The 16,646-nt window shown below is 31.5% G+C and carries 17 protein-coding genes; all 17 read left to right on the top strand.

The genetic code is table 11. The features are described from left to right. Nucleotides 1–2 precede the first annotated feature (2 nt). Complete coding sequence (serB, locus tag QZU90_RS05005; protein ID WP_296855869.1) at nucleotides 3–1,829, top strand: phosphoserine phosphatase SerB; 1,827 nt, start codon at nucleotides 3–5, stop codon at nucleotides 1,827–1,829. A gap of 301 nt (nucleotides 1,830–2,130) precedes the next feature. After that, entirely contained in the window at nucleotides 2,131–2,313 is a 183-nt protein-coding gene (locus QZU90_RS05000; RefSeq protein WP_296855867.1) for a hypothetical protein, read from the top strand. A gap of 335 nt (nucleotides 2,314–2,648) precedes the next feature. Then, entirely contained in the window at nucleotides 2,649–4,832 is a 2,184-nt protein-coding gene (gene topA, locus QZU90_RS04995) for a DNA topoisomerase I (protein WP_296855865.1), read from the top strand. Between the two features lie 518 nt (nucleotides 4,833–5,350). After that, entirely contained in the window at nucleotides 5,351–8,056 is a 2,706-nt protein-coding gene (locus QZU90_RS04990) for an STT3 domain-containing protein (protein ID WP_296855863.1), read from the top strand. Between the two features lie 343 nt (nucleotides 8,057–8,399). After that, entirely contained in the window at nucleotides 8,400–9,494 is a 1,095-nt protein-coding gene (locus tag QZU90_RS04985; protein ID WP_295607069.1) for a GTP-binding protein, read from the top strand. 16 nt (nucleotides 9,495–9,510) lie between these two features. Continuing rightward, nucleotides 9,511–10,092 carry an adenylate kinase family protein gene (locus QZU90_RS04980; protein WP_295607066.1) on the top strand — a complete coding sequence of 194 codons (582 nt, stop codon included), beginning with the start codon at nucleotides 9,511–9,513 and terminating at the stop codon, nucleotides 10,090–10,092. 304 nt (nucleotides 10,093–10,396) lie between these two features. Continuing rightward, nucleotides 10,397–10,768 carry a ribonuclease P protein component 4 gene (locus tag QZU90_RS04975; RefSeq protein WP_296855860.1) on the top strand — a complete coding sequence of 124 codons (372 nt, stop codon included), beginning with the start codon at nucleotides 10,397–10,399 and terminating at the stop codon, nucleotides 10,766–10,768. Further along, complete coding sequence (locus QZU90_RS04970) at nucleotides 10,761–10,997, top strand: YhbY family RNA-binding protein (protein ID WP_067148918.1); 237 nt, start codon at nucleotides 10,761–10,763, stop codon at nucleotides 10,995–10,997. The genes QZU90_RS04975 and QZU90_RS04970 overlap by 8 nt, the downstream gene beginning before the upstream one ends. Before the next feature lie 81 nt (nucleotides 10,998–11,078). Continuing rightward, nucleotides 11,079–11,519 (top strand): 30S ribosomal protein S19e, encoded by a 441-nt coding sequence (locus QZU90_RS04965; protein ID WP_296855858.1) that lies wholly within the window; start codon nucleotides 11,079–11,081, stop codon nucleotides 11,517–11,519. 92 nt (nucleotides 11,520–11,611) lie between these two features. Beyond that, a complete protein-coding gene (locus tag QZU90_RS04960) occupies nucleotides 11,612–11,977 on the top strand; it encodes a DNA-binding protein (protein ID WP_296855856.1) in 366 nt (121 codons plus the stop codon). 20 nt (nucleotides 11,978–11,997) lie between these two features. Continuing rightward, complete coding sequence (locus QZU90_RS04955; RefSeq protein ID WP_295607060.1) at nucleotides 11,998–12,597, top strand: hypothetical protein; 600 nt, start codon at nucleotides 11,998–12,000, stop codon at nucleotides 12,595–12,597. A 73-nt stretch (nucleotides 12,598–12,670) separates the two neighbouring features. Further along, the gene (locus QZU90_RS04950; protein WP_067145211.1) at nucleotides 12,671–12,826 is read left to right on the top strand and encodes a 50S ribosomal protein L39e; all 156 of its coding nucleotides are present in this window, start codon (nucleotides 12,671–12,673) and stop codon (nucleotides 12,824–12,826) included. Nucleotides 12,827–12,837: 11 nt separating this feature from the next. Further along, nucleotides 12,838–13,098, top strand: a complete 261-nt coding sequence (locus tag QZU90_RS04945) for a 50S ribosomal protein L31e (RefSeq protein ID WP_292778657.1) — start codon at nucleotides 12,838–12,840, stop codon at nucleotides 13,096–13,098. A 69-nt stretch (nucleotides 13,099–13,167) separates the two neighbouring features. Then, nucleotides 13,168–13,845, top strand: a complete 678-nt coding sequence (locus QZU90_RS04940) for a translation initiation factor IF-6 (protein WP_296855853.1) — start codon at nucleotides 13,168–13,170, stop codon at nucleotides 13,843–13,845. Between the two features lie 103 nt (nucleotides 13,846–13,948). Further along, a complete protein-coding gene (rpl18a, locus tag QZU90_RS04935) occupies nucleotides 13,949–14,173 on the top strand; it encodes a 50S ribosomal protein L18Ae (RefSeq protein WP_295607049.1) in 225 nt (74 codons plus the stop codon). Between the two features lie 29 nt (nucleotides 14,174–14,202). After that, nucleotides 14,203–14,631, top strand: a complete 429-nt coding sequence (gene pfdA / locus QZU90_RS04930) for a prefoldin subunit alpha (RefSeq protein ID WP_295607046.1) — start codon at nucleotides 14,203–14,205, stop codon at nucleotides 14,629–14,631. A 347-nt stretch (nucleotides 14,632–14,978) separates the two neighbouring features. Then, complete coding sequence (gene ftsY, locus QZU90_RS04925) at nucleotides 14,979–16,349, top strand: signal recognition particle-docking protein FtsY (RefSeq protein ID WP_394349908.1); 1,371 nt, start codon at nucleotides 14,979–14,981, stop codon at nucleotides 16,347–16,349. Nucleotides 16,350–16,646 lie beyond the last annotated feature (297 nt).

Below are 16,646 nucleotides of genomic sequence, written 5' to 3'. Positions count from 1 at the left end.
TATTGATTAAACTTGTAGTATTTGACTTAGATAATGTTATTATTGATGGTGAGGGCATAGACGAGATTGGAAAATTAATTAATATTGAAGATCAAATTGCAGCAATCACTGAGCAGGCTATGCAAGGTGATATTGACTTCGAAACATCCATTAAGAAAAGAGTAGGGCTTCTTAAAGGAGTTGCTACTGACGATATTAGAACATTAGCTAATGAAATGCCTCTAATGAAAGGAGCTGAAGAAACCGTTTCCACTTTAAAGGAAAATGGCTTTGATGTAGCTATTATTAGCGGTAGTTTTGATATAATCGCCGATACTATTAAGGGAAAACTTGATGTGGATAACATATTCACAAATTCATTAGTTGAAGAAGACGGGATCTTAACTGGTGAAGTCACTGGACCATTAGTATCTGGTTCAAAATTAGATGTTCTATCCAAACTCATAGAAGAAAAAGGTTACACATTAGATGAATGTGTTGCTGTTGGAGATGGAGCAAATGATATTTCCATGATTGAATCTGCTAAATATGGAATTGCTTTTAATGCTAAACCTGCTTTAAAGGAGAATGCAGACCTTATTGTGGAAACCCGTGATTTAACTGACGTTTTAAATGTCATCATTAATTTAAACTCTGAAAACACTGAAGGAGATGCTGACGTGGATAAAGAAGTTGCTGTAGAAACTGAAGTAGTTGAAACTACTGACGTAGTTGTTGAAAACCAAGAAGAAGAACAAGTTGCAGATGCAACTGAAGAAGTAGTTGAAGAAATCGAAGAAACAGAAGAAGTTGTTGAAGAAGAAACTGCTGAGGAAGAAGCTGAAGAGGCTGAAGAAGAAGCAGTGGAAGAAGAAGTTGCTGAAGCTGAAGAGGAAGTTGAAGATGAAGAAGCTCCTGAAGCTGAAGAAGAAGTGGCTGAAGAAAAACCTGTTAAAGAAGCAAAACCTAAAAAATCCAAAAAGAAAAACGCTCTTCCAGAACCTGATTTTGATTTAGCTGACACCATTGAAGGTGTAAGAGCTCAAAAAGATGAAAGAGAAGAACGTATTGCTAAAGTTGCAGATGAAAGAGAAGCTTTTAACAGAGAAGCTAAAGAACAACGTAAAATACGTGATGAATTAAATTCTGAATTAAAAGAAAACTTAGCTAAGGCTATTGAGTTCAGAGATCAACGTAATGAAATCAACAAACAAGTTGAAGAAAACAAGAAAGCACGTAATAAAGTCAATGACGAAATTAAAAGTCTTGAATGGTCTTCTGGTAAAAAAGATAAAATCAGGATTGAAGCTGAAATCAAAAAGATTGATAAAATTATCGAAACCAGAGTTTTAGACATCAAAAAGGAGAATCAACTTGTTAAAAATGCAAATGATTTAAGAAAAGAACTTGCAGAAATCAAAGAAGACGATAAAGTCAAAGAAGAAGCTGCTGAACTCAAGAAAAAATCTGAAGAATTCCACGCTAAAGTAGTTGAACTTTCAGAACAAGCACAAGAAGCTCACGAACAAATGCTTTCTTACTTCAGAAAAACTGATGAAATCAGAACTGCTGCTGATGAAGCACACAAGTTATTCCTCCAAGCTAGAAAGAATGCTTCTGCTAAACATGAAGAATTTAAAATGATTTTAAGTGAAATTCATGTTATCAATAAAAAGTTAGGAAGCAACAAAAACAGAAAACGCAGATCTGATAAATCTGGTGGTTCTTCTAACAATAAGAAAAATCGTGAAGAAAAAGAAAGAGCTGAAAGTATCTTTGATAAATTCAAAAACGGTAAGAAATTATCTACTGAAGAGCTTTTACTCTTGCAAAAATACGATATTAATTAATTAAATTATTTTTAATTAATTTTTATTTTTTCTTTAATTTCTTTTTATTTTCTTTTATTTAGTTTATTTTATATTTTTTTAATTTACTTTTTTTATTATTTTATTTTAATTCTTATTTTGTTTATTTTTCATTTGAGCTTATTTATTCTAGTTATTTTCCAGCTGATTTTTTAATAGATTATAATAGATTATAATAGAAATATAATAGAAATATAATAGTTAAGTAAATTTATATAATAGTTAAATCTAATTTTATTATAATTGTGATGGAATATCTTAAAAATAATATTGTGGGGATGCAATGGCAGAAAATGAAAATAATGATAAAAAGGAAGAAAAAATAGAAGTTTGCTACACCTGTGGAAAGGAATTTGACATGAACAGTGATGAAGGGGCTCATTATCACTATGGAAAATATCCTATGTGTGGGTATTGCAGCAATTTCTATGGTTTTTATAAAGAGGATTTGATGGATAAAAAATAATTTTAAATCATTTCTTTTTTATTTTACAATTTAATTGATTATAATAACCATTTTTTAATTTTTTACATCTATTCTAATTTTACTCTTCATTTTAATACTATAATTGTCTTGAAATATGGATTGTTCAAAAACGAAAATATTAAATATAATGGTTATGTATAAAGTATTTATGATTTTGAATAATTTGTAAATTTGAATTTTTCAATTTATTTCATTAGATTTTATAAAAATTATTTTATAGAATTCTATTTTTCATAAGCTTTTTTGATATTTGAAAAAGCTTTAAACAATTTTATTATTAATTTATATTTAATTTTTATTTATTATGTGATAACATGCATGAAGTGATTATTTCAGAAAAACCGAAATCTGCTGAGAAGATAGCAAAGGCTCTCTCTTCAAAGGCCCAAAAGAAGAAATACGGCAGGAAGATAAGCTATTGGGAATTTGAGGAAGATGGCAAAAGGACCACTGTTTTGTCTGCAGTAGGTCACTTGTACTCTTTGACATCCGCTACTTCAAGAGACAGATTAGGGTTTGATTTAAAATGGGTTCCAGCATATGAAGTTGAAAAGAATAGCGGATATGTTAGGGATTATGTTTATGCTATTAAAAAACTCTCTAAAGATGCAGATAAATTTGTTCATGCTTGCGATTACGACGTAGAAGGAACATTGATTGGTTATAATGCATTGAAATATGCCTGTGGAAACAATGCTGAAGCGAAAGCATCCCGTATGAAATTTTCCACATTGACTAAAAAGGATATTGTAGATGCATATGACCATATGATTGACATTGACATACACCAAGTGGATAGTGGTATTGCAAGACATATGCTAGACTATTACTTTGGTATGAATATCTCTTCAGCTTTGATGAAAGCTGTTAGATCAGCATCTTCAAGTCGCATAAGCTTATCTGCAGGACGTGTGCAAACTCCTACATTATCCATTTTAGTGGATAGGGAAAAGGAGATACAATCATTCATTCCAGAACCTTATTGGCAAATCAAGGCCAAGTCTGATTTTGACATTATAGCAAATCATGTTGAAGATAAGATCTTTGATGAAGAAAGGGCTAAAAGAATATTTGATGAATGTCAAGGGGCTGATGCAACTGTAACTGATGTAAATATTAAGGAAACAATCAGAAAACCTCCTATTCCATTCAATTTAGGAGGATTGCAATCTGAAGCCCACACTGTATTTGGATTTTCCCCTAAAAGGACTCAAGTTGCAGCTCAGAACCTATATGTTGGAGGATACACTTCTTATCCACGTACCTCATCCCAAAAACTTCCTGAATCATTAGGATTTAAAGAGATTTTTGCAGGTCTTCTTAAGGATGAAGAGTTTAGAAAACATATTGCTGATTTGCCAGCAAAATTAAAGCCAAATGAAGGTAAGAAGGAAGATGCAGCACACCCAGCTATTCACCCAACTGGTGTATTGCCATCTAACTTATCTCCAGATGAGGAAAAGATTTATCGTTTGATAGTTTATAGGTTCATAAGTGTCTTCAGTGAGGATTCCAAATTGGAAACCATGAAAGTTGACTTGAATGTTAACAATGAGGAATTTGTCTTTTCAAGAAAAAGGGTTTCTCATGAAGGATGGTTAAAACACTATCCATTTAAGAAACAAGAAGCGGATGAGTTCCCTCCGCTTAAAAAAGGAGATTTCCTTAAGATTCATGAAATCATTTCAGAGGAAAAGGAAACCAAACCTCCTGCAAGATACAATGAAGCGTCTCTTATCAAGGAATTAGAGAAAAGAGAGCTTGGTACAAAGGCTACTCGTGCAGACATCATTGCCAAATTGTATGATAGGAAATATATTGATGGCAAAAAGATTGAAGTTAAGCCATTAGGTGTTCATATTATCGACACATTAAAGCAATACTGTAAGAACTTAACCAGCGAAGAGTTAACTCGTGAATTTGAAAAAGAGTTGGATAGCTTATCTGCTGATAAGATTACAAAAGAGGAAATTCTCGCTAATGGTGAAAAGGAAGTAAGATCAATTCTTAAGGATATTAATGACAATCAAAAGGAAATTGGTTCAAAGCTTTATGAATCCTATCAGGAATCAAATATCGTTGGAGATTGTTCATGTGGTGGTAAACTGCTTAAAAAGTATTCAAGAAGGAATAAGCAAACATTTATAGGATGCTCCAATTTCCCTCAATGCAGAAATACTTACTCACTTCCTAAAGGTGCAAATATCTTAAAATCAACTTGTCCAACATGTGGATTGCCTATGATTTCAATTAAGAGAAAAGGCCAAAAGGGAAGGGAACACGTTTGCCTTGATCCAAATTGCGGTAAGGAAGTAAGCAAAAGGCGTGCTCCTGAAGTTGTTGGCAAATGTCCGGAATGTGGCAGAGACTTATTGAAACGTTCTGGAAGATTTGGTGAATTTGTTGGATGCAGTGGCTTCCCACAATGCAGGTTCAGTTGCCAATTGAAGGATTTGGACAAAGTATTGCAAGAAAAATCAGAAGAATTAAGTAAATGATTAAAGGATTATTATAAAAATTTATCATTTTCTTTATTCAATTTTTATTTTTTCAATTTATTTTCTATTTTTTATACTTTTTTTTTAATTTTTTAAGGATTATTATAAATTTATTTTTTCATTTTTTCATTTTTTTAAATAGCTATTTTTTTATTTTTTAACCAATAATTTTATTCGTATATATTCAAATGTTTATTGGCTATTTTTTCCTTTATATAGTATATTAGAAAATTATATATGTATATAAAATGTATATTTAATTATTATTAAATTTAAATTGATTTTTATTAACATTGGTTTAATAATCATTGTATCAAGTCTTAAGTTTAATAATTTTATTTCAAAAATAATTATTTTCAATATATTTTAAAATATATTTAATAATTTGTTTTACAAGTCATATGATGTTGTTTTATGAAAATAAGATAATTAAAGCGCTTTTATCTTTCATGGGATGATTGAATATGGCTAAAAGTATATATTCGAATATTAATTTGTAAAATGTACGAGGATTTTTTATGGAAAATAAAACTATATTAAAATCTGTGGTTATCATAGCAATATTGTTTGTTTTGGTTTTTGGTCTTAGAGCTCAAGCCGCTGATATTGGTGGAGTTCCAAATGAAATTAAAGCAAATTATATGGATGCTGATGGTCTTCCTTATTTCAGTGAAATGGACTCATACTTTAACTTAAGGATGACTCAAGATTATATGGATCATGGATATTTTGGTGATACTTTAGTAAATGGTTCTGGTTGGGATATGCATTCCTACTATCCATCAGGAAGGGACGTTGGGTCCTATCAGCCGATGATTGCATATGTCACATCATTCTTATATGGAATAGTGAACATGTTCCATGACATGTCCCTTAAGGAAGTTGCATTCTGGACTGGTGCATTAATTTCATCATTTGCAGTAATTCCTGTTTACATATTCACAAGAAGAATCACTAATGATTATGGGGCAATTGCTGCTACATTGATTGTAGCTTTAGGTCCTAACTATATTTCACACACATTTGCAGGATTTTTCGATACAGATATGTTTAACGTAACCTTGCCTTTATTCTTTATACTCTTCTTTGTTGAAGCGGTTAAAAGCGATAAATTGGTTCATAGGATAATATTCGCAATTTTATCTGTTATCACTATTGGTATTTATTCCCTTTCATGGACTGGATATATGTTTTATCCTGCAGTAATGATAATTGTGATGATAGTGTTCTTCATATTATGTTTCTATCTGGACATTGAAGTATTGGAACCATTTAAAAATTATAGTAATAAGCTAAACTGGTTGATTAATCAAAAAGAACTGTTTCCAGTAGCTTTAATTGTTGTTTTAGGCGCTATCAGCTTATTGTTCACTGTTGGAATAGGTGGTATATTAGATGCTATCAACGGTCTTACTGGCGGTTTCTCACTTTTATCTGCATCAAGTGATGTATGGCCTAACGTATTTGTTTCTGTTGCAGAGATGCAAAAGCCAAATATTTTAGCTGGTGGTCTTCCTGGAGCATTTTTAGCTAACACCAATGGTGTTATAAACGGGGTTGGTGGAATAGTTGCTTTCTTTGGTGTTTTATTGGTCTTATTCACATTTGTTCAAAGATTGCTTAGATTAAGGTCTGTAAAAATTAAAGGAGACTCATCAAAACCTCATAAATCTAAACGAAAAGCTACTTCTATCAGAAAAGAGCAAGAAAGGTTCAGAATTTCCCTTAAAGACATTGGCTCTTTCGGTTCAACTGATGAAATCAATAAAAGTAAACGTTTAAATGTGCTTTACTTAAGCTTATTCATTGTATGGATTCTTGCATCTGCAGCAGCAGTAACTCAAGGTACAAGATTTATTCAGATTTTAGTAGTTCCTATGGGTATCTGTGCAGGTATTTTTGTAGGATATGCAGTGGACTATGTCAAGGCTAACATTGATGATGATAGAACATTATTCTTGATAGCTATTGTCTGTTCATTCTTGATTGCATTCCCAATTACTCAAATTTATTATGGTCTTGATAATGCCTTAATGATAGGTTCAATTATATTTGTTGCTCTTGTAGTTATTTCCGGAGTATTCATATATCTTAGAAAATCTATCAGGGATTCAGATGTATCCCTTAAAAAGGCACTTGTTGTTGTATTGATCACTTTAGCTTTAGTGTCTCCAACTGTTTGTGGGGCTTATCAAACCACTGCAGCTACTGCTCCAGGGTCAAGTGACCCTATGTGGAATGCTATGGATTATGTTAAGGAAAACACTACTAATGATACAGTTATCATTTCCTGGTGGGACTACGGTTACCTATTCCAAATTGCATCTGACCATCCAACTTCTTTCGATGGGGGTTCTCAGTCAGGAGACCGTGCATACTGGGTAGGTAAAGCATTGACTACTTCAGATTTAGCCCAATCTAAAGGAATCTTGCAGATGTTGGGAACTACTGGTAGTAATGCTTCTGATTTATTATGCAATTACACAGGAAGCAATGTAACTGCGGTTGATGCATTGGACAAAACGTTAGGATTAAGTAGGGAAGATGCTAAATCAACTTTAATCAGTGATTATAATTTAACTGAAAGTCAAGCAAACGCTGTTGTAAAGCAATCACATCCATCTAATCCAAATAATGTTGCATTTGTTTTAAGTTCAGATATGATTCAAAAAGCTGGATGGTGGTCTTACTTCGGTTCATGGAATTTTGATACATTAGACAGTACAAACTATCAATATTACATGTCTGGAAATTATGTTACTATTAATCCTAATTCTCAAGGTAGCATTAATGTATTGAATGACAGTGGCATTTTATACAATGCAGTAGTTAAAAGAGGATCTAATGGTACTAATGGTACTACTGCTCAAATGACTGCTGTTTGGGATAAGAACGGTAGTAAAATCGAGTTAAACGGTACTGAATATAACCCTCTTAAAGCAAGCAATCTCATTGCTATTGAAGATGGTTATTTAACTGTAAATAAAACCTTAGACAAAGGAGGTAATTATACCCTTTATGTTATTGGTTCTGGAAATGACTATACTGCTATATTGATGGATAATGAACTTAGAGACTCTGTCTTTACCAGATTATTCCTATTGGGTGGTGCAGGCCAAGATACATTTACCTTAACCAATATGCAAGAAGGAGTTTCTACCTGGTCAATTAATGGTGCATCTTCAAGTTCTGACAGCCAAGATACAAATACAACAGAGACATAACAGTTTTGCTTATGTATAAAATTTAAATTTAGTTATAGATTATAAGGTCAGCTTGTCCATTGAGCTCTTCTTATGATTTTTATAACTTTTTTCTTTTTCTTTTTTTATTTTTTTAAAATAAGTTTATTGGGCATATCTTTTTTAATTCATTATCTATTTTTACCATTTAATTTCCTATTTACCGCATATTTTATATGTTAAAAATACAAAATTTATATTATAATAAAATATTTACATTTTTCAATGTATAATTTCATAAAACATTAACTTATTGATTATTAAAATTTAATTTTTATTTCAAAATTAATTAATATTTCATAATAAATTATTTATTGGGGAGTTTATGTCTATAGAAGAAAAAATAAAAGCTATTGAAGAGGAAATTCAAAAGACACCTTATAATAAAGCTACTTCTCACCATATAGGTAAATTAAAGGCTAAAATTTCTAAACTTAAGGAAGAACAGATTAAAAGAAGTAGTGGCGGATCTAAAGGTGAAGGATTCCACATTAAAAAAAGCGGTGATGCTACAGCGGTTTTAGTAGGTTTCCCATCTGTAGGTAAATCTACATTGCTTAATGAATTAACCAATGCTGAAAGTAAGGTTGGCGCTTATCAATTTACCACTTTAGAAATCATTCCAGGGGTTATGGAATATAACAATGCTCAAATTCAAATTTTTGACATTCCTGGAATCATTACTGGTGCTGCTGGAGGTAAAGGTAGAGGTAAAGAGATCCTATCAGTTGCAAGAACTGCAGACTTGATTATAGTTGTATTGGACACACTTAATCCACAGCATTTGAATGTTATCTTAAAGGAGCTTGATAATGTAGGTGTAAGGCCAAATCAAACCAAGCCGGATGTTAGAATCAAAAAGACACGTAAAGGTGGAGTTAATGTTTCTACAACAGTTCCTTTGACCTATTTGGATGAAAAAACCATCAGATCAATTATAAATGAGTATGGAATCCACAATGCAGATGTCTTGTTTAGGGATGATGTAACAATTGACCAGTTCATTGATGTTATTGAAGACAATAAATCCTATGTTCCTATGATGATTCTATTGAATAAGGTGGATTTGGTTGACCTTGATTATCTAAAGCAACTTCAAAAGGAAATTCCTGAATTCATACCTATTTCTGCAGATAAGAAACTCAATATTGATGCACTTAAAGAAGAAATATTCGATCGTGTGGATTTAATTAGGGTTTATTTAAAGCCGCAAGGTAGAAAAGCAGATATGGAAGATCCTTTGGTTATCAGAAGAGGCTCTACAGTTATTGATGCATGTGAAAAGTTACACAGAGAGTTTGTTAAGAACTTTAGGCATGCTAAGATTTGGGGAACTTCAGTAAAATTCCCAGGTCAAAAGGTAGGTCCAGACCATGTCCTTGAAGATGAGGATGTGTTACGTATAATCCTTAAAAAATAATATTGCAGTGTTTAGCATGTCTATTTTAAATGATTTGTCCAAAGATACAGTTATTTTCATATCAGGCACTCCTTGCACTGGCAAAACAACTGTTGCAAGTGATTTGAATGATTATCTGTCCAGCAATGGATTTCATTCAAGACTCATTAAGGTAAATGATTTTGCAATTGAAAATGACTTGGTTTTAGGTGAAGATCCCGATAAACTTTATAAAATCATTGACATTGATGGATTAAATGAATCTTTGAATGATGAAATCGATAAAAGCAGTGGCTGTGTTTTAATAGTGGAAGGTCATTTGTCTCATCTTTGTGAAGGGGCAGATAAAATGATTGTCCTTCGTTTAAATCCATCCATTCTTAAAAATAGGCTTGAAGAAAGGAATTATTCAGAGTCTAAAATTCAAGAAAACCTTGAAGCAGAAGCTTTGGCAGTCTGTTCAGCAGAAGCTTATGAGATTTATGGGGATAAAACCAATGAGATAGATGCAAGTGACAAGTCTGTTGAAGAGATTCGTGATTTGATAATAGCTATTGCATCTGATAAAATGGAATGCCCTGTTGGTTCAATCGATTATATGGAATGGCTTTTGGAATAATTTTTTCATTGTTCTTCCCATATTCATTTTCATATGTCCTGAACCTTAAAATTTTAAAAATAATTAATTTATTTATACTATTTTTGTCTTATTTTTATAATATTATATATAATATAGAAAACCTTTTTATATAATAAAAAACATATCTTATCTTAATATTCCTCTTGTACTATTATATTATAGGAATATTTATTTAATTACTTTATTTTTACATTGCTTAAAATGTGATTTCTCATCAAAATCTACTTTTATTTAGGCAATCAGTTATTTTAAAGAGATTATATGTTGTATGAGAGGAGTATCTATGGCTAGAGGAAAAAAACCTGATTGGATGATTGAGATAGCTCAAGAAAGGATGGATATTCTTTTTAATCGTGCAGAAAAGGAATATAAAGAACATCCTGAAAGATCTCATCGTTATGTTGAGCTTGCTCGAAAGATTTCCAAAAAGTATAATGCAAAGATTCCTCAAGTCTGGGGACGAAGATACTGTAAAAATTGTTACAAGTTTTTGGTTCCCGGTCACAACTGCGCTGTCCGGCTAATTAATAATGAAATTAATATTTATTGTGGCGAGTGTGGCCATATCATGAAAATTCCTTACATCAGGGAAAAAAAGTTAAAAAGGAGAGCTAAAATTGACTCTTACACTTTCAAAAAAAGAGATTATGAATGAAGCTCGTTCCGCTATGACAATAAATATTGGAAAAGCTGGTGTTAATGACAATGTTATTGAAGAGATTAAACGTCAGTTAAAATCCAATCCTATTATTAAATTACGATTTGCTAAAAATGTAGCAAGAAATAAAGATGATTTAATAAGCAACATTGTTGAAGGCACTAAATCCCAACTTATTGACGTTAGAGGAAATGTTGCTGTTATTTATAAAAAGCAATCTAATTAGATTATTCACTTAGAGTTACAGACACCAGTCTTAGGTGAGTAAGAAAATTGGATTAGAAACATATTAATTGGAGAAAATTATATGACAACTGTATTTGATGTTCCTGCAGAGTTATTAATTAATACTGTTGCAGATGAATTTAAAGATAATAACGATAAAATTGTTGCCCCTGAATGGACAAAACTTGTTAAAACTGGTGTTCACAAAGAAAGAAAACCAGAAAACATCGACTGGTGGTATGTAAGATGCGCTTCTATCTTAAGAAGAGTTTATATTGATGGACCAGTTGGAGTAAGAAGTTTAAGAACCTTCTACGGTGGTAAAAAAGACAGAGGAGTTAACCCTGAAAAATTCAGAAAAGGTAGTGGCTCTATTGTAAGAGTAGCTTTACATCAATTAGAAGATGCAGGTTACGTAGAAAAAGTCGATGCTGGAAGAATTATTACTCCAGAAGGTAGATCTTTCTTAGATAATACTTCTGCTGAATTAATTAAAGATATTCCAGAACTTTCAAAATATTAGGTAGAATTAATTAGAATTAATCATGGAATATTTTTGATGATTATTTAATGGTTGATTCAATGAAAAATATTTAAATTAATGGGGTTTTTATTATGAGTGAACTTGATGAAATACGCAAAAGACGTATGGCTGAATTACAACAACAACAAGCAGCTATGAATGCTGACCCACAACAATTGGCTCAGCAACAATTGCTAGAGCAGCAAGCTGCTCAACAACAAGCAGAAATGCAAGCTCAGTTAAAGCAAGCTATGAAACAGATTTTGACTCCAGAAGCTCGCGGTAGATTAGATAATCTCAGATTAACTAAACCGGAACTTGTTCAAAATATTGAGATTCAATTGCTCCAATCAGCTCAAGCAGGTTCTCTTAGAGGAAAAGTAACTGATGAACAACTTAAAGTTTTACTTAAAAATCTCATGGGTCAAAAAAGAGAAATCCACATTACAAGAAGGTAATTGACTAGTGATTTGGTAAAATGAAAGCTTGTGTTCTTTATAGCGGTGGCAAAGACAGTTCATTGATGGGAATTATCCTTGACCAATTAGGTTTTGATGTTGAACTCGTTACTGCTAACTTCGGCGTTTATGATTCATTTCATCCGGCTCAAAAATCTGCAGAGTCCATTGGTTTAAAGCATAAGGTTTTAAATTTGGACATTTCAATTTTGGAAAAAGCTGTTGATATGATTATGGAAGATGGTTTTCCTAATGATGGAATAAAATATCTCCATGAAGCTGTTGTTGAGGAAGTTGCAAATCATTACGAACTTGTTGCTGATGGAACAAGAAGGGATGACAAGACTCCTAAGCTCAACAGAAATCAAATCAGAAGCTTGGAAGATAGAAAAGATATTCAATATATGAATCTTGATAGTTTCGGCTATAAGACAATCAAATATCTTGTAAACAATCTTTTTGAATTGAAGCATGAAAAGAGCAATAAGGATACAAGTTCAGATTATGAGGTTGAAATCCGATTATTGATTGATAAGAAAGGAGGAAATTCCTCAGATATTTTCCCAGAACATTATCAAACTAATGTTAGTGGGCTAAAGAAACAGATCAATAGGATTTAGTTGTTATCATTGAAATTAAAATTAATTAAATTATTTTTCAAAATATCAAATTTATTATATTCGCGGTGAAAAAATGAGTAGAAATAAACCATTAGCTAAAAAATTAAGAATGGCTAAAGCTAATAAACAAAACAGAAGAATCCCTATTTGGGCTTATTCTAAAACTCAACGTAAATTAAGATACAGACCTAAACCTAGACATTGGAGAAGAAATGATCTTAAAATATAGGGGTGTTTAATATGGCAGAAGAATTAGAAAGAACTTATGTTATTCCACTTAGAAAAGTTAAAAATGTAAAAAGAACTATCAGAGCTCCTAGAGCTATTAGAGAAGTTCAAAACTTTTTAATGAAACATATGAAAGCGGAAGAAGTTAAACTTGATGCTTCTATTAATGAATTTATTTGGGAAAGAGGAATTCAAAAAATTCCATCTAAAGTAAAAGTAAACGCTGTAAAAGATGAAGAAGGTGTTGTTAAAGCAACTTTAGCAGAAAACTAATTTTGCTATGACTATATTTAATCATCTTTTCAATCTATTAAAAATTAAAATTTATTTAAGGAATAAAATATGCTTAAAAGAATAAATTTAACTGGAAATCCTAATTTAGGAGTTTACATATCCGTTAATGATGAAGTAGCTATTGTTCCTTTTAATCTTCCTACTGAAATGGAACCTGTGATGAAAGAGGTGCTTGAAGTAGATTTGATAAGAACTTCCATTGCAGGATGCAATTTGAATGGAGTTCTCGCTACTGGAAATTCTAATGGTTTTGTTGTTTCTCCACACACAACTGATAGGGAAATCGAACTGTTAGAGGATGCAGGGCTTAACGTTGCAAGACTTCCTGGAAAATATACTGCAGTAGGTAATATCCTTGCAGTAAACGATTACGGTGCTATGGCAGGTCCAAACATTAAGGAAGAAACTATCAAAGTCATTGAAGATACCTTAAAGGTTCCTGTAGAAATATATCAATTTGCTGATTCCAAGATTGTCGGTTCAGCAAGTATAGTTACCAATAAAGGTGCTCTTTTACATAGAGATACCTTATCTGATGAACTTGGACATGTTGAAGAGTTCTTTAAGGTTGAAGGAAATATTGGAACTGTATGCAAAGGTATGCCTCTTGTAGGTGCATGTGGTATCGCTAACTCTAATGGAGTTATGGTTGGAGAACATACCACCGGTCCTGAAATGGCTAGAATCGAAGAGGCTTTAGGCTTTTTGGATTTCGGTGATTTTTAATTTCATCATAGTTTAAGGATATGTTGTGTTAATTGATTATTTTCATTCAATATTCAATTATATGTCAGATGATTAATTATAGTATTATTAGGAAGGGATTCTTATGTTAACAAAAATTTATAGAATTAAAGGTAGTTTTGTAATGGGCAGTGAAACCCAAGTTTTCACTAAAGAATTCAAAGCTATCAACGAAGAAGACATTTATGAAAAACTTTATTCCATTTTTGGAAGTAAACATAGAATAAAAAGAAGTCAAATTAAAGTTGACTCTATTGAAGAAATTTCTGAGGATGAAGTAGAAGATCCTATAGTTAAAGCAATTCTCTAGAGGATCAATCATAATCTTAAGGTGTTAAAATGGAAGACCAGCAAAAATTACAACAAATTTTAGCTCAACTTGAAGTTTACAAATCCCAATCTGAGTTATACCAAACTCAAATTGATGCAGTTCAAACTTCTCTTGCTGAAATTAAAATTTTAGAATCTACATTAGATGATATAAGTGGTAAAGACACTGTTGAGACTTTAGTACCTCTAGGTGCTGGCTCCTTCATTAATGCAGAGATTAAAAATGAAAATAAAGTTATTATGAGCCTCGGTTCTGGTGTAGCAGTATCCAAAACTTTTGAAGAAGCTAAAGAAACTGCTGCTCAACAAAAACAAGAGCTTGAAAATACTTTAGACAAGTTATTTGCAGATTTACAACAAATCACTAATATTGTAGCTCAGCTTTCTCCTCAAGCTGAACAATTAATGCAAAAACTTCAAGCTCAAGGAATGATGTAAGTAATGCTTTGTTTTTATTGAGTTAGATAATAGATTTTTATCTATTATTCTTCTTTTTTTAACTATTTCTTATTTTTTTTTATCAGATTTTCTTATTTTATTTTTTCATATTTTTTGTACTGTTTTTTTAAATTTTAATAACAAAATTTATATTTCATATTTAAAATAAGTAAGTTTATTAATTTTTAAATATAAAAATAATTATTGATAAAAATATTTAAAATATTTAATAATATTTTAATAAAGATAAAAATTTAAATTATAATACTTATTATTAGGCAGGGATAAACTTGTTTGATTCATTAAAGAAAAAATTTGCTGATGCAAGTGGTAAATTAAGGAATAAAGTGGAAGATGAGGCTAAAGAAGAGAATAATGTAGAATTAATCGAAGAGCCTATCGAAGAAACTTTTGATGAAATTGAAGAATCTGAAGAGATTGAAGAATTTTCAGATGACGAAGATATTTCAGAAGAAGAATTGGATGAAATGCTAGATGCTGCTTTAGAGGAAGAGTCTGAAGAAGATTCAGATGCAGATAAAAAGGAAAAATCAGGATTCTTAGGTTTCTTAAAAAGAGATAAAAAAGAAGAGGCTGAAGAAGATTCAGATGCAGGTCTTGAAGAAGAGGAAGAAGATGAACCTGAAATCGAAGAAGCAGCAGAAGAGTCTGAAGAAGATTCTCAGCTTGAATCAGTTGAAGGTTCTGAAGAAGAGATTCCAGAAGATGAAGTGGAAGAAGAAAAAGAAGAGGAATCTAAAAAATCTAAACGTTCATTCTTCAGACGTAAGAAGAAAGAAGAATCTGATGAGTCTGAAGATGAAGATAAAAAGGAAAAATCAGGCGGATTCTTATCATTCATTAAGGAAAAGTCAATATCTGAAGATGATGTTGAAGATATCCTATTTGAACTTGAATTAGGTCTTTTGGAAGCGGATGTGGCAATGGATGTTTCAAGTGTTGTTGTCGAATCAGTTAAAAATGACTTGGTTGGTCAAAAGATAAAAAGAAGCAGTGATATTGAGGAATACACTTACAAAGCTCTTAAGAATGCAGTTTCTAAAATCATTGACATTGAAGGAAAATCAATGACTGAACTCCTTGAAGAGAAAGTTGCTCAAGGTGAACCTCTTGTTGTAATGCTTGTAGGTATCAACGGTACTGGAAAAACCACCACTATCGGGAAGCTTTCTAATTATTACATTAAAAAAGGTTACACTCCAGTTATTGCTGCATCAGATACATTTAGGGCAGGAGCTATTGAACAGGTCCAATACCATGCAGATAATTTAGGTGTTAAATTAATCAAGCATGAAAAGGGATCTGACCCTGCAGCTGTAGCATTTGATGCAGTTCAACATGCTAGGGCTAAAGGAAAAGAGCTTGTATTGATTGATACTGCTGGAAGAATGCAAACAAACACTAATCTGATGGATGAAATGAAAAAGATCCGTAGAGTATCTAAACCTGATTTGGTCGTGTTTGTAGGTGATGCATTAACCGGTAATGATGCAACAGAACAGGCAAGAAAATTCAATGAAGCTATTGATATAGATGGTGTCATACTTACCAAGGCAGATGCCGATTCAAAAGGTGGTGCTGCACTTTCAATTGGTTACATCATTAAAAAACCAATTTTATTCTTAGGTATGGGACAATCCTATGATGACATTAAGGAATATGATGCTGACTGGATGTTAGAGCAAATATTCTCTTAAATCCATAATTTTATCCATCATTTCCTATTTTTTCATTTTTATTTTTATTTTTTTATTCCAATCTTATTTTACTCTTATTTTACTAAATTTAATCAATTTTAAAGCCAAATTTACTTAATTTTAAAGTTAAATTTATATATTAATTTTATAAATATATTATATATTAACTAAGTAAAATTTTGTTTAATATTTACATAATATATTAAATGCTTTATTTTTACTTATTATATTGAACGGTTTTTAATTTTTATTTATAAATCCAAATCCCTTATTTTGGATTTTTAAAATAAAGTTTGC

Origin of the sequence: uncultured Methanobrevibacter sp. (assembly GCF_902784195.1) — an archaeon.
In the GTDB taxonomy this organism is placed as follows: domain Archaea; phylum Methanobacteriota; class Methanobacteria; order Methanobacteriales; family Methanobacteriaceae; genus Methanobrevibacter.
This window is presented reverse-complemented; position numbering and strand designations above follow the sequence as displayed.

Excerpts from the sequence above, each read along its gene's own strand:
- QZU90_RS05000 (WP_296855867.1), top strand. The coding sequence starts at position 2,131 with ATGGCAGAAAATGAAAATAATGATAAAAAGGAAGAAAAAATAGAAGTT.
- topA (WP_296855865.1), top strand. The coding sequence starts at position 2,649 with ATGCATGAAGTGATTATTTCAGAAAAACCGAAATCTGCTGAGAAGATA.
- QZU90_RS04990 (WP_296855863.1), top strand. The coding sequence starts at position 5,351 with ATGGAAAATAAAACTATATTAAAATCTGTGGTTATCATAGCAATATTG.
- QZU90_RS04985 (WP_295607069.1), top strand. The coding sequence starts at position 8,400 with ATGTCTATAGAAGAAAAAATAAAAGCTATTGAAGAGGAAATTCAAAAG.
- QZU90_RS04980 (WP_295607066.1), top strand. The coding sequence starts at position 9,511 with ATGTCTATTTTAAATGATTTGTCCAAAGATACAGTTATTTTCATATCA.
- QZU90_RS04975 (WP_296855860.1), top strand. The coding sequence starts at position 10,397 with ATGGCTAGAGGAAAAAAACCTGATTGGATGATTGAGATAGCTCAAGAA.
- QZU90_RS04970 (WP_067148918.1), top strand. The coding sequence starts at position 10,761 with ATGAATGAAGCTCGTTCCGCTATGACAATAAATATTGGAAAAGCTGGT.
- QZU90_RS04965 (WP_296855858.1), top strand. The coding sequence starts at position 11,079 with ATGACAACTGTATTTGATGTTCCTGCAGAGTTATTAATTAATACTGTT.
- QZU90_RS04960 (WP_296855856.1), top strand. The coding sequence starts at position 11,612 with ATGAGTGAACTTGATGAAATACGCAAAAGACGTATGGCTGAATTACAA.
- QZU90_RS04955 (WP_295607060.1), top strand. The coding sequence starts at position 11,998 with ATGAAAGCTTGTGTTCTTTATAGCGGTGGCAAAGACAGTTCATTGATG.
- QZU90_RS04950 (WP_067145211.1), top strand. The coding sequence starts at position 12,671 with ATGAGTAGAAATAAACCATTAGCTAAAAAATTAAGAATGGCTAAAGCT.
- QZU90_RS04945 (WP_292778657.1), top strand. The coding sequence starts at position 12,838 with ATGGCAGAAGAATTAGAAAGAACTTATGTTATTCCACTTAGAAAAGTT.
- QZU90_RS04940 (WP_296855853.1), top strand. The coding sequence starts at position 13,168 with ATGCTTAAAAGAATAAATTTAACTGGAAATCCTAATTTAGGAGTTTAC.
- rpl18a (WP_295607049.1), top strand. The coding sequence starts at position 13,949 with ATGTTAACAAAAATTTATAGAATTAAAGGTAGTTTTGTAATGGGCAGT.
- pfdA (WP_295607046.1), top strand. The coding sequence starts at position 14,203 with ATGGAAGACCAGCAAAAATTACAACAAATTTTAGCTCAACTTGAAGTT.